A 21,046-nucleotide genomic window follows, 5' to 3' on the forward strand; every position below is an offset into this window, starting at 1 on the left:
GATTCCTCCGATCTTGCAGACAGAAAAAAGGCCGATTGAACAATCAGCCTTTTTTCCGATTCGTGCATCCCCCATTTGACCGATGGGACGCCCTAAGCCAGATGTAAATTAGCCTTGCAGAATGCCTTTGCGTATCGCTTTGGCAACGGCTTCAGCACGATCATTAACCTCAAGTTTTTGATATATGTTACTTACATGGGTCTTTACTGTATGACTACTAATTGAAAGACGGACTGCAATCTGCTTGTTTGACGCCCCATTTGCCATCAGGCGTAAGATCTCAATCTCACGCTCCGTTAGCGTACTCTCCTGCTCCGCTTCGGTGCTGCTCGAAACCCGTTCAAGCAATTTGCGCGTAATCCGCGGGTGAAGCAAGGATTGTCCGCTGTGAACTTCACGAATAGCATTAATCAATTCTTCTCGTGACACATCCTTTAAGAGATATGCCGATGCTCCAGCCCGTATCCCCTCAAAGATATACTCATCATTATCATAGACCGTCAAAATGATAAAACGCACTGACTCGCACTGAGCGTGGATTAACCGCATGGCTTGAACACCGTCCATGCCCGGCATTCGCAAATCCATTAGCACGACATCCGGCTTTAAGCGCAGGGCCAAATCGAGCACCTCCTGCCCATCCTTGGCTTCCCCCACCACCTCAAAACCCTCCACACTGGAGAGCATTGCACTCAAACCCTCGCGTATGACTGGGTGGTCGTCAGCGATTAAAATGCGCACTTTCGGATTTTCCACCGGACCTCCTGTAATAAGGGTGTTAACCAGAATCGGGACAATCTGATTATAAACTGGCAACCCATTTTGAGGTAGAATACCACCATACCCATTATTCTTGGCTATCAGATTCCCTCAACAAGTTTTATAAACCACGAAACATGAGCAACCCCATGACCATTTCCCAAACGTTTGAATCGCCTCTCGAAGACAGCTTTCAGATAGGTCAACAAGCCGCCAACCTCGCCGCTGAAGCCATGGAAGCGTTGGGCAAGCAACTGATTCGCCAGAAAGCATCGGATATCGCCAAACAAATCGAGATCTACCTTTCCTGCCACACTTATTCGTCTCTTGAAGCGCTAAGCGCGGACTCAACCCTGGCGGCTATTGCCGTGCAGCGGGTCGGTCAGACCGGTTACTCGGCAGTTCATGATACCCAGGGCATCAACCGATTTCACACCAATCCAGAGTTGATCGGTGCAGATTTACGCCAACTTGCTGGTCAATTCCAAAATTTCTGGGAAATTATTGAAAACTCTCTGAGCGGGGAATCTGAGGGCTACTACGAATTTAAAGATCGAGAAGGGAAAGTACGTAAAAAGTTCATGGCATGTTATCCCGTATGGCCACCCTCACTGCATCCCCATGGTCTGGTTGTTGCTGTTACCACCTTCATGGATGAATTCCTTCAGCCTTCCCGAGAGATTCATCGTAGCATTCTCACCCTCTTGAATCACTTAGAAGAACGCACCCGCGCTGAAAAACGTCGGGCAGATCAACTTCGTGCCATTAACGAGGTGGGCCAGAAAATAAGTGCGGTAGTGGATGTGGAACAGGTCTTACCCACCATTGTTGAGTTTCTCCAAAAAACTTTTGCATTTAGTAGCATTCGTGTATATCTTAAGCAACCCCAAACCCGCTTTCTGGTATTGGTCGCTCAAGCCGGTCATGTCAAAGATAAACCGGTGGGCACACTTATAAGCATGGAAGAAGGGGTTGAAGGTCATGTGGCCCGTTCCGGCCAACCCCACCTTGAAAACGAAACCCTCTCTGCCTTAAAGACCGTTGGCCCCAAGGCCGAAGCGCTCTCGCGCATTGTGGTTCCAATCAAAATTGGTTGTGATACCCTGGGGATCTTGGATATTCAAAGCCCACGCTACAGCAGCCTCGATGCTCACGATCTTTTCACAGTTCAAACCCTGGCCGATCAAATCGCCATTGCCCTGGAAAATTCGCGCATGTACCAGGAACTGCGAGAAATGGCGGTGGTTGAAGAACGCAATCGCATCGCGCGTGAAATACACGATACCCTGGCCCAGGGCTTTGCCGGTATCCTCATGCAAGTCGAAGCCCTGCGCCAGGCTTTAGTGCAGGGTAATGCTGACCTGACGAATGATCACCTGTTTCGCATTCAAAGCATCGCCCGTGAAAACTTAAACGAAGCGCGCCGCTCAGTGCTTTCCTTAAGGCCGCCCACAGTAAGCAGCCAGTCCCTGGAAGATCTCATCCGCAACGAAGTCGAGAAGCTCACTCGCGACTTGGCCATAGAAGTTCGATTTCAGGTATTTGGAAGTCAGCCATTATTCACCACTGATGTCAAACAGGCCCTCTACCGCATTGCTCAAGAAGCGCTCTCGAATGTACGCAAACATTCTCAGGCAACCGAGGTACAAATCACGCTGAATTACAGCGAACGATCTGTCTCATTGTGTGTTCAGGATAATGGGATTGGCTTCGACAGCCAGGCTCAATTTGAGCAATCCTTTGGCATTACCTGCATGCGTGAACGGGCACGCATGTTTGGAGGCGTTGTAAATGTTCATAGTGAAAGGGGCAAGGGGACAACTATCGAAGCCGTACTTCCTGTTTAGAGGGGGTGCTTACCATCTCCCAGCGCACATCATACTCACAAATGGGATCACCGTTGTACACACAACGTGTCTTCCGAATGTAAGGTACCCCTCCTGCTGCCTCGATTACCCCTTCCATCCAACCCACATGGTTGTACGTGCACCGCTCGCGAGGCTGTTTCTTACCCATATCCACTTCCATGCGCACGTGGTTCTCCGCCAAATCGAAAATCCGCACAATCACCCCATCGCCCCAGTTATGCCGCAGGCCCAAATCCATCCGGCGAATGATGTAACCTGGATCGCCGGGTTTGAAGTACTTTGCCAGAGCGGCACCTGGCTGAATATCGTATTTGGCCCGGTAACGCGTCATCTCACGCAGGATGTCATCCTTACCTCCCGCCAGGGTATCTTTAATGGCTGCCGTGAGTGCCCCCAGTACTTCAGGTGGATACTCCCCCTCGGGGTCTATTTTCCCACGTAGAATCTGCTGAACCTCAGCCGGCACCCGACTTATAACCTGATCCAGAGCAGCCTGTCCGTATTTCTCACGTACAAAATCCAATCGTCCAATTAAAGCACTTCCCCGGCTGACCTTTCCGCTCACCTGCTGGGTAACGATCCGGGCAATTTGTTGCTGCAAAAGGGTTGTTTGTTCACTCATCCGCTGGATAGATGATGTGACCGCCGCAACCTGGTCACGAATTTGTTCCGAAGCCTGTGCCACGTTGTTGAGCACACCCATATTTTGCTCACTGGCACCAACATAGGCACGGACAGTAGTGGTCACCTCCGCAGCACTGGCAGCAAGCTCCTCGGTGGCCGCTGTATTCTCTTCAACAACCGCGGAAACCGTTTCCATGGCGACCATCAGCCCACGAGTGGCTTCATGGATCTCGTCAGCAGCCTCAGAAATATCCTGGATCCTGCTTTCTACTTCTCCAATTCCCTTCAGAATGGCATCCAGTGCTTCACCCGCATGAAGGCTCTGTTGCACCCCTGCATCTATTTCTTTGCCTTGTTCCTGGATGGCCACCCCCATCTCGGATACTGACATCTGAATATCACGGATCAAGCCTGCAATTTCCTTGGTCGCCTGGACCGATTTCTCAGCCGGTTTGCGCACCTCATCGGCTACAACCGCAAACCCTTTCCCTTGCTCACCAGCGCGGGCAGCCTCTATGGCTGCATTAAGAGCCAGGAGATTCGTTTGAGCCGCCAATTCTTGGGTGGTTTCAAGGATGATCCCGATTTGCCGTGTGTTTTGCCCCACCCATTCAGCCTTCTCTTGCACATGCTGGGTGCTTTCTACAATTCGTCGCATGCGCTCAATACTTTCCCCAATAACTTGCGAGCCACGCCGGGCTGAAACGGAGACCTCTCCAGTAACTTGTTCGGCTAGATGCGCTCGCTCCGCGACCACTTGAATCTTCTCTGTAATTTGTTGCATCCTTCGCGATGCCTCCGCCACGGCTTGGGCCTGCTCCTGGGCACCTTTACTCACTCCATTGATAGCCAGAGCCATTTGTTCAATGGCCTGCAATGTGGCTCGCAAGCGCTCAATTTGCTCATTAGTCTGTTGGGCCACGTGATGTAGATTATCGCTAATTTCACGCGTTGCCTGACGCGTCTGATCAGCCGCGAAGGCAATGTTGCCATATTCGCGGCTGATCTGATCAATGTTCTGGGTCATCTTGCTAATGACTTCCCGCAGGGACTTCACCATCCTTACCAGGGCTTGTCCAATGGCATCGTTTTCAGAACGTGCACCAATGTCTTGCGCCAGGTTGCCCCCGGCGATTTTCTCCGCAATCGAATTAATTTGCAACAAGTATTCCCGTATCTGACGCTGAGCCTGAAGCAAGTCTCGGATCTCATCCCAGCCCTCAATCGAACGGTTTTGCCCTAAATCCCCCTGCGACAGTTGAAGAGCCGATTCGGCCACAGATTGTATGGGCAACACAATGCGTTTGAGAGCCAGCAACAGCAAGAAATAAGCAGGCGCTACCGAAACCACCGCCAGTCCCAAACCTGCAAGGGTTAACCCTTGCTTCCCCAAAATAAAGCCCGCTGTTGCCGCCAACGATGTCATGCCCACCACAATGGCATTGAGACGAAGCGCTATACCCCGCCGGAAGACCAGATACACAATTCCTAACGTCAACAGCGCGACTAGCAAAATTAATCCTGCAAAAGTCAGCCCGTCCATCTGCGCCATTACTCCCTTGAATTCACCCCAGAACGCTGCCATGCACTCTTTTCCCATTGCGTTGATATTGGCGGCTCCACCTCAGCCATTTGTAATTTACCGATGGTCCCTTACCAAAATCGTAAATAGTGGCTAAAAACCCGATAAATTCCCAATTAAAATAAAAGGCGCCCTCTACCCGGGCGCCTTCGTTCAACCATTGCGCACGCAAACAGACTACCCATTTACATAACTCAGCCATTCCGCTGAGCGTGGATGTTCTCCTCTAACTACCTCTCGGAACGCCCTGGCTAAGGCGCGGGTCACCGGTCCGGCTTTGCCATCGCCAATGATCCGGAAATCAATCTCCGTCACCGGTACCACTTCGGCCGCCGTTCCACACACAAACATTTCATCCGCAATATAAAGGTGATCCCGGCTAATCTGCGTCTCCACTACCGGATAACCGAGATCCCTGGCCAGGACGATTAGCGAATCACGGGTAATGCCTTCCAAAACCGCCCAAGTTCCCGGCGTATAAATGACCCCTTTGCGAACAATAAAGAGGTTTTCGCCCGTGCATTCCGCAACATATCCTTGGGGATCCAGCATAACTGCTTCATCAAAGCCCAATCGCACCGACTCGGTCTTAGCCAGCACGCTATTGGCATAGTTTCCAGTAACCTTGGCCTTGGTCATCATCACGTTGGGGTGGTGGCGAGTGTAGGACGAAACATTCATCCTCACCCCTTTTTCCTCGGAATCTTCTCCCAGATAAGCCCCCCACGCCCAGGCCGCAATGCCTACCCGCGCTACGCCGCTATCTAGATTCAGATCACGTTTCTCACTCTCGTGAAAGATCAGCGGACGGATATAACATGCCTGAAAACCGTTTGCCCGCACCACCTCTTTACACGCCTCCCCCAATTGATCAGCGGTAAAAGGCAGGGAGCGAAAGCCCAAAATTTTGGCCGAGTTGACCAGTCGCTCCATGTGCTCCTTCAACCGAAAGATGGCCGGACCGCGAGATGTGCTGTAGCAGCGAATCCCCTCAAACACCCCCAGCCCATAATGCAGGGCTGTGTTCAGAAAATGAACAGTGGCCTTCTCGTACTCAACGAGCTGGCCATCCAACCAGATGTAACGTGACTCAGCCATAGATGATTCCTCCATATCTGAAAAGTTATCCTAACCGCTCAATGACCGCATCCGTCATCGCGGTTGTGCTCAACGACCCGCCCAAGTCTCGTGTACGGCATCCCTCCTCAATTGCACGATCCACTGCCCTTTCGATGGCTCGAGCTTCCTGTTCCAACCCCAATGAGTACCGCAACAGCATTGCCGCACTCAGAATGGTGCCAATAGGGTTGGCAATTCCCTGGCCTGCGATATCAGGAGCCGAGCCGTGAATGGGCTCATACAGCCCGCCGTGCTTCCCGTTCAACGAAGCCGAGGGGAGCATTCCCATTGACCCCACAAGTACGGCAGCCTCATCGGTGAGAATATCCCCAAACATATTCTCGGTAACCACCACATCAAAAGAATGGGGGGCACTGATCAAGCGCATGGCTGCGGTATCTACCAATACATGTTCCAGCAGAATGTCCGGATATCGCTGTGCAACCCGATTGGTAACTTCGCGCCACAAGCGTGAAGATTCTAGCACATTCGCTTTGTCCACCGAACTCACTTTCTTCCGACGCTGACACGCCAGCCGGAATGCTAAATCCACAATGCGTTCGATCTCGGTTTCGCTGTATTCCAGAGTGTCTACAGCATGGTACTGACCATTTACCCATTCGCGCTTCTTAGGTTGCCCAAAATAAAGCCCACCTGTCAATTCGCGCACAACGATCAAATCCACACCCTGAAGCCGATCCGGCTTTAGTGGAGAGGCTTCGATCAGTGCTGGGTGTACCCGAACCGGACGAAGGTTTGCAAACACCCCTAAACCTCTGCGCAAACCCAAGAGCCCCTGCTCCGGACGCACGGAGGCTCGCGGATCATCCCATTTGGGCCCTCCAACCGCCCCCAATAGAACTGCATCCGCTGTCCGGCAGGCTTCCAGCGTTGCCTCGGGTAGGGGATTCCCGGTCTGGTCAATGGCACATCCACCAATCAGATGTTCGGTGAACTTAAATGTGTGGCCAAAGCGTTGCCCGATTGCCTCCAAAACTCGCACCGCTGCACTCACAACCTCCGGACCAATGCCATCTCCTGGCAAGAGAACAATGTTAGCCTTCATGTGTCTTTCTCCTGCTCAATTCCCAGAGTCCATATTCCACAGAATCCGCCAATGCTAGCCAGGAAGCTTCAATGATATTAGTAGAAGCTCCCACCGTACTCCACTGGCTCACCCCATTGCTGGTATCAATGAGCACACGTGTGGTTGCCATCGTGCCATGGTTTCCATCCAAGATACGCACCTTATAGTCCTTGAGATGGAAATGATCAATTTCAGGATAAAAGGGTCGCAGAGCCTTACGCAATGCCCGGTCCAGTGCATTGACCGGCCCGTTCCCATCCGCAGCAGTATGAATGACCTCACCGTTGACCCGCACTTTCACGGTGGCCTCTGCGATCATCCCGCGCCCTTGGCGATGTTCCACACTTGCCGTGAAGTCAATCAATTCAAACGGTGGCTGATAATCCGGCTGTCGGCGACGCAACATCATCACCACTGAGGCCTCGGCGGCCTCAAATGAGAACCCCTGAGCCTCCAACCCCTTGAGGTCTTTTAGCGCCGAACTCACATCAAACTGTTCATCCAGGTTCAGTCCATACTCTTCTGCCTTGCTGAGCAAATTGCCTCGCCCTGATAGTTCTGAGACCACCACCCGACTGCGGTTGCCCACCAATTCTGGATCAATGTGCTGATAAGAGCGAGAAGTGCGCCGCATGGCGGCTACGTGGATGCCACCTTTATGGGCAAATGCGGCCCGGCCAACATAAGGGAGGTGCTCATCCGGCGCAAGGTTGGCCACCTCCGCCACATAGTGCGAAAGTTCGGTCAGTTTTGCCAGGTGCCCTTCGGGGAGGGCTTTGAGCCCCATTTTTAATTCCAAATCGGGGATGATCGAACAGAGATTTGCATTTCCACAACGCTCACCGTAACCGTTGATCGTGCCCTGCACCTGAATACACCCCTCACGCACCGCTACCAACGAGTTCGCCACCGCGCACTCGCTATCGTTGTGAGCATGAATACCCAATTGGGCTGCGGGGAAGTGTTTCCGAACTGTCCGTACAATCTCACCCACCTCCCAGGGTAGTGTGCCTCCGTTGGTATCGCAAAGCACCAGCGTTTCAGCACCTCCCCGCAAGGCTGCCTCTAGGGTCTGAAGGGCGTAGTTTGCATCCTCTTTGTAGCCATCGAAGAAGTGCTCGGCATCGTAAATAACTTTGCGCCCGTTTTGAACCAGGTAAGCCACACTCTCTTCGATCATCCGAAGGTTATTTTGCGGTGTCGTTCGAATGACCTCATGCACATGCAGAAGTGAGGATTTGCCCACAACCGCACAATAGGGGGTCTGCGCATCCAACAACGCCCGAATGTTCTCATCCTCGTGCGCGCGCTTTTCTGCCGCGCAGGTCATTCCAAACGCTACAATCTTGGCATGACGCCATTCCATTTTGGCAGCCCGGCGAAAGAACTCAGCATCTTTTGGGTTAGATCCAGGCCATCCCCCCTCAATAAACGCCACGCCCAGATCATCCAAGCGCCGTGCGATGTTCAATTTATCATCCACAGAGAACGAGATATCGGTCCGCTGGGAGCCATCTCTCAAGGTGGTATCATAGATCTGGATCATGGCCGCAACTCCCTCTACCTGGTAAGATATCTGGACTCAAAAGCCGCAATTTCAGGTTCTAAACTGAGCAAATAGCCGAGTTCGTCAACACCGCGTAATAAACAGTCTTTTGAAAATGGGTCAATGGGGAACTGCACCTCTCGGTCAAGCCAGCGCAGAGTTTGGGTTTCAAGATCAATCGTCAACGTCTGAGCCGGGTCTTGCAGGAAAAGGCGCATTAAATCCTGGTGCACCTCGGGCGATACAATCACCGGTAGCAAACCGTTTTTGAGCGCATTATTGCGGAAGATATCCGCAAATGATGTGGAAATCACGGCGCGAAAGCCCCAGCCCAACAAAGCCCAGGCAGCGTGTTCGCGCGAGGAGCCACACCCAAAGTTATCGCCCGTCAGAAGGATCTGAGCTCCCTGGCTTTCGGGGCGATTCAAGACAAACGCGGGATCAGGTTGCCCATCGGCAAGGTAACGCCAATCTGCAAAAAGGCTGGCTCCCAGACCATGTTTATCTGTGGTTTTCAAGAAACGGGCTGGGATGATCTGGTCGGTATCGATGTTATCCACCGGTAACACCACAACCCGCGAGGTCAAACACTTAAAGGCTTCCATAGGTCTTCATACCTCCTAGAGCAAGGTACGGGGATCGGTAATCACACCATTAATGGCCGTTGCCGCTGCCGTGAGCGGACTGGCTAAGAAAGTGCGCCCGCCTCGCCCCTGCCGTCCTTCGAAATTTCGATTGCTGGTACTCACGGCATATTGTCCTGGCGCTAGGGCATCCCCGTTCATTGCAATGCACATTGAACAGCCCGGCTCGCGCCACTCTGCTCCGGCCTCCTTGAAAATACGATCTAGACCTTCAGCTTCAGCCGCCCGTTTGACCTGCTGAGAACCCGGTACAACCAGAACCCGCACATTGGGAGCCACCTTGCGACCTTTAATCAGGCTGGCCGCTTGGCGCAAATCCGTCAACCGCCCGTTGGTGCACGATCCGATAAAAACCACATCCACTGGATGCCCCAGTAAGGGCTCACCGGGGCGCAATCCCATGTACGCCAATGCCTTCTCTAGAGCGGCTCGCTGAGCCGGATCGGTTATTGCGTCTGGATCGGGAATGCGGCCAGTGATGGGCATCCCCATTCCTGGGTTTGTGCCGTAGGTAATCATTGGCTCCAAACGGCTCACATCCAGGGTGACCACTTTATCGTAAACCGCTTCCTCATCACTGGGCAGTGTGCGCCAATCAGCCAAGGCTTTTTCCCAGGCAGCCCCCTGGGGAGCAAAGGGGCGTCCTGCCAGATATTCAAACGTGACATCATCAGGGGCTACCATACCCGCCCGCGCCCCAGCCTCTATGGACATGTTACACAAAGTCATGCGCTCCTCCATAGAAAGCGCACGCACCGCCGGGCCGGCATACTCCAGAACGTGTCCCGTGCCCCCACCTGTGCCAATCTGGGCAATAAGCGCCAGTATCATATCCTTGGCGGTTACCCCTTTGCCCGGGTAGCCCTCCATGTTCACTAAACAGGTCTTAGGGCGACGCTGTAGCAGGCATTGCGTAGCGAGAACATGCTCAACCTCGCTGGTGCCAATTCCAAAAGCCAGAGCCCCAAAAGCCCCATGGGTAGAGGTATGGCTATCCCCACAGACAATGGTCAAACCCGGTTGGGTTAACCCCAATTCCGGTCCCACAACGTGCACAATACCCTGATAGGGACTATCTAACCCCATTAGCTGAATGCCAAATTCACGGCAGTTTTCCTCCAACTGACGGATCTGCCGCCGGCTCATTTCATCGGCAAACGCCAACCGCCCTTCAGGTCGTCCATCCGGCGATGGAATTGTGGGTACACCATGATCCACCGTTGCGAAGGTACGTTCTGGTCGCCGGACCCGCAACCCCTTTTCACGCAGAGCGCTAAATGCCTGGGGGGAAGTTACCTCATGAATAAGATGCAGGTCTATATAAAGCACTGCGGGTGACTGGGGAGGTTCTACGACAACGTGTCGCTCCCAGATTTTTTCAAACAGCGTCTTTGGGGTCATCATAGGCGTCTACACTCGATGTGAAGGATTGTTCAAAGGCCGTGCCATTCATGTCCGCCATGCTATTCAGCGGATGGGGTGGATTTAGGTAGGCGCTCATATCCCACCGCCCCGGAATGGTGCGGGGCATATCAAACCAATGGCGATAACCCGTTGGACCGGGATTCTCAGAACTTACACGTCGCGGATTCATGTCATTCCTCCTTTGGCAAATGGCTTGGAAATCCTAACCGACCGTTTCGGCCGAAGGTCGTTCTACAGGGCCGTACTGACCACTGGCCACCAACAATTTGTTCAACGCCGAAAGGTACGCCTTAGCGCTGGCGACTACTATGTCTGTATCTGCTCCATACCCGCCAAACGTACGCGGGTGGTCAACCGCCTCATCCCCGTCGCTGGGCAAGTACCCTTCACCGGCTTCAATCCGAACCGTTACCTCGCCCAGCGCATCTATCCCTTCAGTGACTGCATGAATGACGAACTCTTGTAGAACGTTTGGCGCCCCAATGATCGCATCAATGGCCTTGTAGGTTGCATCCACCGGTCCGGTCCCAATAGCTGCCTGGACGCGCAAGCGCCCCTCCGGATCACGTAAACGCACCGTGGCAGTGGGCATTCCCATCGTACCGCAGGTTACCTGCAGGCCATCCAGAGCAAACAACTCGCGAGGCTGGTAGAGTTCATCCGAAACCAGCGCTTCCAGATCGGCATCTGTGATGACCTTCTTACGATCCGCCAGATGTTTGAACCTTGCAAAAATCTGATCCAGTTCCTCGTCGCTCAATTGATAACCCAACGAAGCCAGACGCGCACGCAAAGCATGGCGGCCGGAATGCTTGCCAAGTACCAGACGCGTTTGGGGCACGCCTACAGTTTCCGGACGGATGATCTCGTAGGTCATGCTGTGTTTGAGCATCCCATCCTGGTGAATTCCCGCCTCATGAGCAAAGGCATTTGCCCCTACAATGGCCTTATTGGGCTGAACTGGGATGCCAGTGTAATTGCTAACCAGTTTACTCACCCGATAAATCTGGGTCGTATCAATCCCCGTGCGCAGGTTATAAAACTGCCGTCGGGTATACAGAGCCATTACGACCTCTTCCAGCGCGGTGTTTCCGGCACGTTCCCCAATCCCATTTATGGTCACTTCTGCCTGTCGAGCCCCTGCCCGTAAGCCGGCCAGCGTGTTAGCCGTAGCCAGCCCCAGGTCATTGTGACAGTGCACCGAAACAATACAATTCTCAATTCCCGGCGTATTACGAATGATGCCCGCAATCAGCGCCCCAAATTCTTCCGGGGTTGTGTAGCCCACCGTGTCCGGTATATTCAGCGTAGTGGCTCCGGCTTGAATAGCTTCTCCTAGCACATAGTAAAGAAACTCCGGATCACTACGCCCGGCATCCTCGGGGCTGAATTCCACATCTGGGCACAACTGACGCGCGTAAGCCACCATTTCGCGTACCCGCTGCACAACCTCTTCACGCGTCATGCGTAACTTGTACTTCATGTGAATTTCAGAGGTGGCCAGGAAAACATGAATGCGTGGCTTGGCGGCATGACGCACTGCCTCCCAGGCCTTATCAATGTCATTGACCGAAGCACGCGCCAACCCGCATATTACCGGTGTCTTTCCGTTGTAGTCAGCATTGCCCACCTCTATGGCGATGCGACGCACTGCTTCCAGGTCATCGGGAGAAGCCGCCGGGAAACCGGCTTCAATAATGTCTACGCCCAACGAAGCCAGTGCCCGTGCAACCTCTAACTTTTCCGCACTGGTCATGGTCGCACCGGGGGATTGCTCGCCATCACGTAACGTGGTATCGAAAATACGAACATAATCATCATTCATTCGACACCTCCATTTGATTCGCTATGCCGAGGCAGTGGTTTCAGCCTGTTTTTCCGCAGCGTTCCAATTCTCAGGACGCAACGAACGCACTTTGGCTCCGGCCCGCCACATCTCGGACTCCCGCATCTCGCGCAATTCAGCCTCCAGTTTCTCCTTGTAATCTGGGGCACTGTTCGCCTTTAAGACGATTCGTGTCTCCTCCCCAGAGACCACCGACTGATAAAGACGTTCAAAAACTGGCAAAGTCACGCGACGGAACTCATGGCGCCAATCCAAAGCCCCACGCTGCGCCGTGGTGGAACAGTTAGCATACATCCAATCCATACCATGCTCCGCCACCAGGCGGATCAGGCTTTGCGTGAGTTCCTCAACCGTTTCATTGAAGGCTTCAGAGGGCGAATGCCCATGGGCACGCAGGACTTGATATTGGGCCTCCATAATCCCCGCCAGAGCGCCCATCAACACCCCACGCTCCCCAGTCAAATCGCTATAAACCTCATGCTCAAAGGTGGTTTCAAAGAGGTAACCCGAACCAATTGCGATACCCAAAGCCAGCGTGCGCTCGCGTGCGCGCCCGGTGTAGTCCTGCGCTACCGCAAACGAAGCGTTGATGCCACTACCAGCCAAGAAGTTAGCCCGCACGCTGGTGCCCGAACCCTTTGGCGCCACCATAATCACATCTACATAGGGCGGTGGTACGACCCCGGTCTGATCCTTATAAACAACGGAGAACCCATGCGAGAAATAAAGTGCATTACCGGGCTTCAGGCAAGGTTCAATTTTGGGCCACATTTGCTTTTGGGCGGCATCTGAAACCAGATACTGGACGATGGTCCCGCGCTCGGCGGCTTCCTCCAGGGAGAAGAGGGTTTCGCCGGGCACCCAGCCATCCTTCTGGGCCTTTTCCCAAGACCGCCCACCCGGCCGCACTCCCACAATGACCTGTATGCCGTTGTCTCGCATGTTTAGGGACTGTGCCATTCCCTGCACCCCGTATCCCAACACGGCTACTACTTCATCCTTTAAAACCTCACGCGCTTTTTCTAGAGGGAACTCCTCACGAGTAACTACTTCTTCCAGAACACCTGCAAAATCCATTTTGGCCATATGAATACCTCCTGAAGTCTTTGAAGAAAATTTATTCAGAGTATGCCAGCGCAGTGTGGTAACCATTGCCATTAGCGTACAAGGGCATGTTCCCGCGCGCCATGCTGACCACACCCGTACGGACCATCTCAATAATCCCAATCGGGCGGAGCACCTCTAAAAATCCCTCAATTTTTTCTTCATCTCCGGTGATCTCAACAATCATGGAGTCCGTGGCCACATCCACCACATGAGCCCGGAACACCTCAACGATTTGCATGACATGCCCGCGGTTTTCCGGCGTCGCCCTTACCTTGATCAAGGCCAGGTCTCGGGTAACCTTGGGCACCGAGGTTAGGTCGGATACCTGAATGACGTTGATGAGCTTATAGAGATATGCCGTTAAGCGTTCCGCGTTGACATTGTCACTATCCACCACAATCGTCATGCGCGAAATTCCCGGTTGTTCGGTATGCCCCACCGTCAGTGACTCAATGTTGAAGTTGCGCCGTCGGAACAAAGACGCCACTCGATTCAGCACCCCTGGTTTATCCTCCACCAATGCCACAATAATGTGTTGCATCGCGCCCTCCCCAATCAAATCTCGTCTTCTGCCGTCTCAATCATGCGGTTGACCAATGGCCGCCGGATCATGGCATGCAGATCGGCACCAGCGGGTACCATCGGGTACACGTTGTCCTCCTGCTCTACCCTGAAATCAATCACTACAGTGCCCTCTATTTCGCGAGCACGCTGCAAGGCCGCATCCACTTCATCCCGAGAAGTGACCCGCAGACCAGCCAGACCGTGAGCCTCAGCAAGTTTCACAAAGTCGGGGCTACGCATGGGAGTGGCCGCATAGCGTCGCTCGTAGAAAAGCTCTTGCCACTGACGCACCATGCCCAGATAGCCATTATTGATGATCGCCACATTGACCTTCACACCCTCCTGAGCCGCGGTTGAGAGTTCGGCGGCGGTCATCTGGAAACCCCCATCACCTACAACCGCCCAAACCTCCGCATCGGGGCAGGCGATTTTTGCCCCAATGGCCGCAGGCAACCCAAACCCCATGGTTCCCAGTCCTCCCGAGGTAATGAACCGGTTGGGATGATCCTGTTTGTAATATTGCGCTGCCCACATCTGATGCTGACCTACGTCGGTCACTACAATGGCATTACCCTGCGTAAAGCGCCATAACGCATCAATTACATGGGCTGCGTAGAGTTTTCCATTTTCCGGCACCAGTTTGAGGATATCCTCATCTTCCGCCTCACGGCGCAGTGATGCAATATGCTCCAACCAATCTGCATGTTCCAGGTTCGGCGTTTCTTCCAGCAATAGGCATAGGGCTTCACGAAGGTCGCCTATCACTGAAACATCTACCTTGACGTTCTTATTGAGTTCCGTGGGATCAATATCCACATGAATCTTGCGCGCACCAGTTGCATAGGTTTTGACATTGCCGGTTACCCGGTCATCAAAGCGCATACCAAAAGCCAGCAGCAGATCGGCCTCCTGAATGGCCTGGTTGACCCACGCTTGCCCGTGCATTCCCATCATGCCTAGATTCAGCGGATGAGAAGCTGGAAAGCCACCGATTCCCAAGAGAGTCATCGCCACTGGAATTTGTGTCTGCTCGGCAAAAGCGCGCAATTCCTCTGTTGCACGGCTGAGCAGCACCCCCCGACCCGCTAAAATCAGAGGGCGCTTAGCCTCACGGATCAACTGGGCGGCCTGGGCGATTCGAGCCCGATCGGGAATCCGATAAGGACGATACCCACGCAACTGAATCGGTTTGGGATCGTAGGTCCAATCTGTGCTATTTTGCTGCGCATCCTTGGCGATATCCACCAACACCGGGCCAGGGCGACCGGTGCGTGCAATGTAAAACGCCTCCCGCAACACTGGGCCGACATCTTCTACCCGAGTGACCAGGTAATTGTGCTTGGTAATAGGGAGCGTAATCCCCGTCACATCTGTTTCTTGAAATGCATCGTAACCGATCAAATGACTGGCAACCTGCCCGGTAATAAAAACTGTGGGCGATGAATCCATCATTGCAGTTGCGATCCCGGTGACGAGGTTTGTGGCACCCGGACCGGAGGTTGCCAACGCGACTCCCACCTTACCGCTCGCCCGAGCATACCCGTCCGCCATGTGCGCTGCACCCTGCTCATGTCGCACTAAAACATGGCGAACCGGATAGTCTAGCATGGCATCATAAATCGGCAGGTTCGCTCCTCCCGGATAACCGAAGACAACTTCCACCCCCTCACGCACCAACACTTCCCACACAATTTGTGCACCCGTCCGTTTCATCGCTGCTCCTCCTTCGACAAAGCCATTCCACTGATATCAGACGCCGGGGTATTCCAACACGGCGCCTCGATCCGCACCACTCACAAAATAGGCATACCGCTTTAACCACCTGCTGTTTGTGCGCGGCTCGAAAGGTGGCAAAGCCTCAAGCCGTTGCCGAATCTCCTCATCGCTTAAACGCACGTTTAGCGTGTGGGCATCCAAATCAATCTCAATAATGTCGCCTTGACGCAAGGCTGCAATCGGCCCACGCGCAGCCGCCTCGGGAGCCACATGGCCCACGCAGGCGCCTCGCGTTCCTCCGGAAAAACGACCATCGGTGATCAGAGCTACTTTGTCACCCAACCCCATTCCCATAATTGCGCTGGTGGGGCTAAGCATTTCCTGCATTCCCGGCCCACCTCGGGGGCCCTCATAACGGATCACTACCACCTCGCCAGGCTGAACCTCCCGAGCCAGGATGCCGCGCAGCGCATCCTCTTGGGATTCATAAATCCGTGCTGGCCCGCTGAAACGGCGCATACCAGGTAGGACACCTGCTGTCTTCACCACGGAGCCACGTGGAGCGAGATTGCCAAAGAGAATGGCCAGTCCACCCGTTTGAGAATGCGCGTTTTCACAGCGACGAATTACTTCCTCGTCTTTGATCTCGGCCCCATTTAACGCATCCCCCAGGGTGGTACCGGTGACCGTGATGCGATCCAGGTGCAGCAAACCGGTACCACGATGCACCTCCTTGAGAATGGCCGGCACACCACCAGCGCGATGGACATCCTCCATGTGCCAGGGGCCTGAGGGGCTAACCTTGCACAGATGAGGCACCCTGGCTGAAATCGTATTGATGCGTTCCAACGAATAATCCAACCCGGCCTCATGAGCAATTGCCAACCCATGCAGGAGGGTATTGGTGGACCCTCCCATAGCCATATCCAGTACAAAGGCATCATCCAGGGCCTCTAAAGTGACAATGTCACGGGGCTTAATCTGCCGCCGCACTAATTCAATAATTAAGTGCCCCGCGCGCCGCGCTAGTGCCTCACGCTCAGAGGTCAGCGCCAGCGCCGAACCGTTGTAAGGCAATGCCAGCCCCAAAGCCTCCATCAAGCAGTTCATGCTATTGGCAGTGAACATCCCCGAGCACGAGCCGCAAGAAGGGCAGGCATAATCTTCAAGGGATTTCAAGCGCTTCTGATCAATCTTTCCCGCCTGATAAGCCCCAACCCCCTCAAACACCGAGATGAGATCCACTACCTCGCCTTCGGGCGTGCGCCCGGCCGCCATTGGACCACCGGAAACGAAGATGGTGGGGATATTTAACCGCACGGCCGCCATAAGCATGCCGGGGACGATTTTGTCACAATTGGGAATGCAAACCATACCATCAAACTGATGGGCTTCGATCATGGTTTCCACAGAGTCGGCAATCAGTTCCCGCGAGGGAAGGGAGTATTTCATCCCTGCATGTCCCATGGCAATGCCATCATCTACTGCAATGGTGTTGAACTCAAACGGCACTCCGCCAGCCTGACGAACGGCTTCCTTGACAATCCGTGCAAATGCTTGCAAGTGAACGTGACCCGGTACGATATCGGCATAAGAATTGACAATGGCAATAAACGGTTTATCAAAATCCTCGTCCTTTACCCCCGTGGCTTTCAGTAATGCCCGATGCGGCGCGTGTTCTATGCCTCTTTTTACCTGATCTGATCGCATCACCGGTCTCCTCCGTGCTGGTATAAAAAAACCGCCCTTGCGGGCGGTTGGTATGTACTTTGGTCTGGGTTTGCGTAAGGGTTTAGGCTAGTTCCACTTCGCTCGCTCCAACCGCCCAAAAGGGAGCCAGGCTCTCAATAAGGACGAGAACCAGAATAAGGCTAAGGGCGAGGAGCGAGTAAATGTAAGACATTTTTGACCGAATGGGTTCTTTTAGAAGTTATTGCGCAATTCTATACACCATCGAGAATTTGTCAAGAGGTTAAATCTTAAAAAATCCTGATTATCAGAGGAGATTTACCATCCGCTGGTATTTGCGAGTATACTTGAGCCACGAGGTAACAATGTGGTTTAATGTGATCATTTCTTCCCTACTTGTCATTACACTGATCTACTTGATGCTGGCACGCATGGCCGCCGAACGATTGGCACGCACGCATCACGAACAAAAGTGCGATTTTTTTGCCCACCATCCGGTTCAGAAAGGAGATATAGTCTTTCTGGGGGATAGCATCACCGACGGCGCCCGTTGGGATGAGTTGTTTCCGGGCCTCCCTGTAAAAAACCGGGGGATTAATGCCGACACAACCCGTGGCGTGCTAGCACGCCTGGATAGCATCCTTCCCGGACAGCCGGCTGCAATTTTTCTACTGATTGGCACAAACGACCTGCCCTGGTTTATGTTCCGCAGCGACCACGACATTCTCGAAACCTATGCTGCCATTTTAGAACGTTGCCGAAGGGAAAGTCCATCCACCCAGATATTCGTCCAGTCAATTCTTCCACGTGCTCGCGGCTATGCGAAACGCATTCAGCGCTTGAATGTTGAACTCGAAAAACTGGCCCGGCGTTTTGGTTATCCGTTCGTTAATCTCTTCCCTCACTTCGCTGATCGCGAAGGCCAGATTCGTCCTGAGCTTTCCAATGACCGACTCCACCTAATGGCTATTGGGTACGATCTTTGGGTTGAACAAATTAAGCCGCTGATCGCCAACCTGAGCCCCACAACCCTGGTGGAAGAGGTTACTTCTTAGTAACTTTTCTCCCAACAAGGGGTTACATAATATAACTCTCTTGTGACCGTGTTGTTTTTCTATAACTCGTTTTATCTCCCAAGATCATCCCCAGGCTATGACCAGAGTGAGATACAACTGAGCCATTCTTTTGTTAACATCAACCCAATCCTTTAGAACGGAACCCCCTCCCCATGATTTCTGAAAAACTCCTCTACTGGGCCTCCCATCCGGTGGTACGTACTTTCGTTGCTCTCGCCCTTCGAATGGAAGTCAAGCGCTACCAAACTTTTCCCCACGGAGGCAAAATTTTTGCGGCCAATCACCCCAGCACTGCCGATCCTTTCTTTGTCGCCGCGGCTATACGCGAACATTCGTTTATCCTGATCAACAACCTCTTATTCCAAGTGCCGCTGTTGGGTCCTTACTTGCGCTTTTCGGGTCATATTCCGGTCAAAGCCGGAGAAGGTCAAAATGCCATTGAGACCGCACTCAAACGCCTTGCCGCTGGACACAACATTATGATATTCCCTGAGGGGGATCTCAGCCCGGCCGAAGGGGGTTTCCACAAACCTCGCACGGGAGTCGCTCGGCTGGCCATCGCCAGCGGTGCCCCTGTCATTCCCATTGGGATCCACCTGCAACGCGAACGCTTGCATTTCATTCGCTCAACCGTGCGGGGTGAAGTTACTTATGGCCGATGGTACCTGCGTGGCCCCTACCAGGTCACAGTGGGTGCTCCCCTCCAATTCACTGGCGATGTAGAAGATCGCCCCTTTGTGCGCTCGGTGGCCGAGACAATCATGCACTATATCATTGAATTGGCACGCGAAAGCGAAAATCGCCTGAATCCCCTCCAGGCTCACCTCGACCTGGCCCAACAAACCGGCTAAACTTTCCCTTCATATCCACCAATCGAATGATATTACCCCCGTAGGAAGGCTCTAAAAAGGGGAAAATTGAGCCGTTTGGATTAAATCACCTCCTCTCCATGAAAGTTTCTTTTTGACATGATCTTATAAAATATAAAGAGAGCACCCATTTTACGTATGAACTGCTCCCACCCTGGAGGTAGCCGATGATTCAACGGTTGCGCAATTCTCCCTGGAGTTATGCTTTGGGAATGCTGGCTCTCATGATCCCAGGCCAGGCGTTTTCCTCTTTTTACACTTACTTTTACGTTGAAAAACTGGGATTGGCTGTTGGCCTGGTCACCCTCGGACGCACTATTTATATGATCTGGGATGCCATTAATGATCCCATCTTTGGCTACTTCTCAGACCGTACACGCACACGCATTGGACGCCGTAAACCCTGGCTGATCGCGACGCTCCCTCTCTTTGCTCTCTTTTTTGTACTGATCTTCTCCCCACCCCCTCTCAAAGGTCAAGCCCTTTTCTTCTGGTTTACATTGGCTCTCATTCTATATGAGACCACGGCTTCGATCCAGTGGGTCAACTACGGTTCACTTTTTCCAGAAATCTTCCGCGGTGATCAGCAACGTGCCAAAGCCTCTGCCATCCAGCAGGGCTTCCAAATCGTTGCTCTCCTTATTGGAACGGCAGTAGCCCCACTTCTATTTGCCGCGCTGGGTTTTGCAAAAATGGCGTTAATTTTTGCAGCCGCCTATGGCATCCTAATGAGCCTGTGCCTGTCGCTTATCCAAGAAGATCCACAGGCTCGCGCAACTTCTCCTCTGGGGTTTATGGATGCTTTCCGAATCACGTTGAGCAACGCTGAGTTCTGGGTCTTTAACATCGCCAATTCTTTCGGCCAGACCGTTAATGGACTGCTCAGTTCCATCATCCCATTTTATGCAAAATACGCGTTGAAAATTCCCGAGAGCCAGGTCTCGGCCCTTCTGGCCTCAATATTTGTGTCAGTGATTCCCTTAGTTGCTTTTTGGGCCTGGATGATCCGTCGTTTTGGGGCAAAGATGGCCTGGCGTGTTGCCTTTGCTGTGTACGGACTCTCCGTGCTGCCCCTTGCGTTGGCATCCAACTTGTGGCAGGGGATCATTGCGGGCATCCTGGTCGGGTTTGGGCTTTCAGGCTTCCTGGTAACACCTGGAGTTCTAAATGCCCAGATCATTGACCGCGATTTTTTGCGCACCGGGCGGCGGCGTGAGGGCGTTTACAGTGCCGTCGGTGGCTTCATCACTCGCGCTAGTGCCCTGATCTCTGCGGCTGCATTCTGGGTGGTTGGCCTCACCTTTGGTTACGTCAGCGGAGATAATCCAGGTCCTAATCCCGAAGGGGCTTTCCGTTTCTTAACCAGCGGGGTAACTTTCGGCTTGCTGGTCATCGCTTTTCTGGTATCTCTGATTTTTCGGGAAAGACCTGTGCCAGGGTTGGGCTCTTCTGAGCCCTCCCCAACAGCCTTGCTACCCGATTAAACCAGAAGCAGAAATTCTCTGCGCAACTCGTTTATAATGAG

The 21,046-nt window shown here is 53.2% G+C and carries 17 protein-coding genes; 4 read left to right on the forward strand and 13 right to left on the reverse strand.

The annotated features are described in order from the left end of the window. Window positions 1-108 precede the first annotated feature (108 nt). Window positions 109-756 carry a response regulator gene (locus SE15_RS07760; protein WP_054521553.1) on the reverse strand — a complete coding sequence of 216 codons (648 nt, stop codon included), beginning with the start codon at window positions 754-756 and terminating at the stop codon, window positions 109-111. Window positions 757-908: 152 nt separating this feature from the next. Here SE15_RS07760 and SE15_RS07765 point away from each other — a divergent pair, with 152 nt between their 5' ends. Beyond that, window positions 909-2,606, forward strand: a complete 1,698-nt coding sequence (locus tag SE15_RS07765; RefSeq protein WP_054521554.1) for a histidine kinase — start codon at window positions 909-911, stop codon at window positions 2,604-2,606. Here the strand turns inward: SE15_RS07765 and SE15_RS07770 are convergent. The 12 genes from SE15_RS07770 to ilvD all read right to left on the reverse strand — a co-directional run bounded on the left by SE15_RS07770 (window position 2,581) and on the right by ilvD (window position 17,597). Beyond that, window positions 2,581-4,836, reverse strand: coding sequence for a methyl-accepting chemotaxis protein (locus SE15_RS07770; RefSeq protein WP_054521555.1), 2,256 nt, complete (start codon window positions 4,834-4,836; stop codon window positions 2,581-2,583). The two genes, SE15_RS07765 and SE15_RS07770, sit on opposite strands and share 26 nt — an antisense overlap. A 174-nt stretch (window positions 4,837-5,010) precedes the next feature. Next, window positions 5,011-5,931 (reverse strand): branched-chain amino acid transaminase, encoded by a 921-nt coding sequence (locus SE15_RS07780; protein WP_083461803.1) that lies wholly within the window; start codon window positions 5,929-5,931, stop codon window positions 5,011-5,013. Between the two features lie 25 nt (window positions 5,932-5,956). Continuing rightward, window positions 5,957-7,018, reverse strand: coding sequence for a 3-isopropylmalate dehydrogenase (leuB, locus tag SE15_RS07785; protein ID WP_054521558.1), 1,062 nt, complete (start codon window positions 7,016-7,018; stop codon window positions 5,957-5,959). Then, the gene (gene cimA / locus SE15_RS07790) at window positions 7,008-8,585 is read right to left on the reverse strand and encodes a citramalate synthase (RefSeq protein ID WP_054521559.1); all 1,578 of its coding nucleotides are present in this window, start codon (window positions 8,583-8,585) and stop codon (window positions 7,008-7,010) included. The genes leuB and cimA overlap by 11 nt, the downstream gene beginning before the upstream one ends. A 14-nt stretch (window positions 8,586-8,599) precedes the next feature. After that, entirely contained in the window at window positions 8,600-9,190 is a 591-nt protein-coding gene (leuD, locus tag SE15_RS07795) for a 3-isopropylmalate dehydratase small subunit (protein ID WP_054521560.1), read from the reverse strand. Window positions 9,191-9,205: 15 nt separating this feature from the next. Continuing rightward, entirely contained in the window at window positions 9,206-10,633 is a 1,428-nt protein-coding gene (gene leuC, locus SE15_RS07800; protein ID WP_054521561.1) for a 3-isopropylmalate dehydratase large subunit, read from the reverse strand. Beyond that, a complete protein-coding gene (locus SE15_RS07805) occupies window positions 10,608-10,823 on the reverse strand; it encodes a hypothetical protein (RefSeq protein ID WP_054521562.1) in 216 nt (71 codons plus the stop codon). The genes leuC and SE15_RS07805 overlap by 26 nt, the downstream gene beginning before the upstream one ends. Before the next feature lie 33 nt (window positions 10,824-10,856). Further along, the gene (locus tag SE15_RS07810) at window positions 10,857-12,479 is read right to left on the reverse strand and encodes a 2-isopropylmalate synthase (RefSeq protein ID WP_054521563.1); all 1,623 of its coding nucleotides are present in this window, start codon (window positions 12,477-12,479) and stop codon (window positions 10,857-10,859) included. A 21-nt stretch (window positions 12,480-12,500) separates the two neighbouring features. Further along, window positions 12,501-13,586: a ketol-acid reductoisomerase gene (ilvC, locus tag SE15_RS07815; RefSeq protein ID WP_054521564.1), complete on the reverse strand. Its 1,086-nt coding sequence runs from the start codon at window positions 13,584-13,586 to the stop codon at window positions 12,501-12,503. A 31-nt stretch (window positions 13,587-13,617) separates the two neighbouring features. Next, on the reverse strand, window positions 13,618-14,148 hold the full coding sequence (gene ilvN / locus SE15_RS07820) for an acetolactate synthase small subunit (protein ID WP_054521565.1): 531 nt from the start codon (window positions 14,146-14,148) through the stop codon (window positions 13,618-13,620). 14 nt (window positions 14,149-14,162) lie between these two features. Beyond that, window positions 14,163-15,884 carry a biosynthetic-type acetolactate synthase large subunit gene (gene ilvB, locus SE15_RS07825; protein WP_054521566.1) on the reverse strand — a complete coding sequence of 574 codons (1,722 nt, stop codon included), beginning with the start codon at window positions 15,882-15,884 and terminating at the stop codon, window positions 14,163-14,165. A gap of 36 nt (window positions 15,885-15,920) precedes the next feature. Then, window positions 15,921-17,597: a dihydroxy-acid dehydratase gene (gene ilvD / locus SE15_RS07830; RefSeq protein ID WP_054521567.1), complete on the reverse strand. Its 1,677-nt coding sequence runs from the start codon at window positions 17,595-17,597 to the stop codon at window positions 15,921-15,923. 344 nt (window positions 17,598-17,941) lie between these two features. Here ilvD and SE15_RS07835 point away from each other — a divergent pair, with 344 nt between their 5' ends. From SE15_RS07835 to SE15_RS07845, 3 genes are all read left to right on the forward strand, one after another. Then, window positions 17,942-18,631: a GDSL-type esterase/lipase family protein gene (locus tag SE15_RS07835; protein ID WP_054521568.1), complete on the forward strand. Its 690-nt coding sequence runs from the start codon at window positions 17,942-17,944 to the stop codon at window positions 18,629-18,631. A 173-nt stretch (window positions 18,632-18,804) separates the two neighbouring features. Continuing rightward, entirely contained in the window at window positions 18,805-19,503 is a 699-nt protein-coding gene (locus SE15_RS07840) for a lysophospholipid acyltransferase family protein (protein WP_054521569.1), read from the forward strand. Window positions 19,504-19,688: 185 nt separating this feature from the next. Further along, on the forward strand, window positions 19,689-21,005 hold the full coding sequence (locus tag SE15_RS07845) for an MFS transporter (RefSeq protein WP_083461804.1): 1,317 nt from the start codon (window positions 19,689-19,691) through the stop codon (window positions 21,003-21,005). Window positions 21,006-21,046: the final 41 nt, after the last annotated feature.

This window comes from Thermanaerothrix daxensis (assembly GCF_001306145.1).
In the GTDB taxonomy this organism is placed as follows: domain Bacteria; phylum Chloroflexota; class Anaerolineae; order Anaerolineales; family Anaerolineaceae; genus Thermanaerothrix; species Thermanaerothrix daxensis.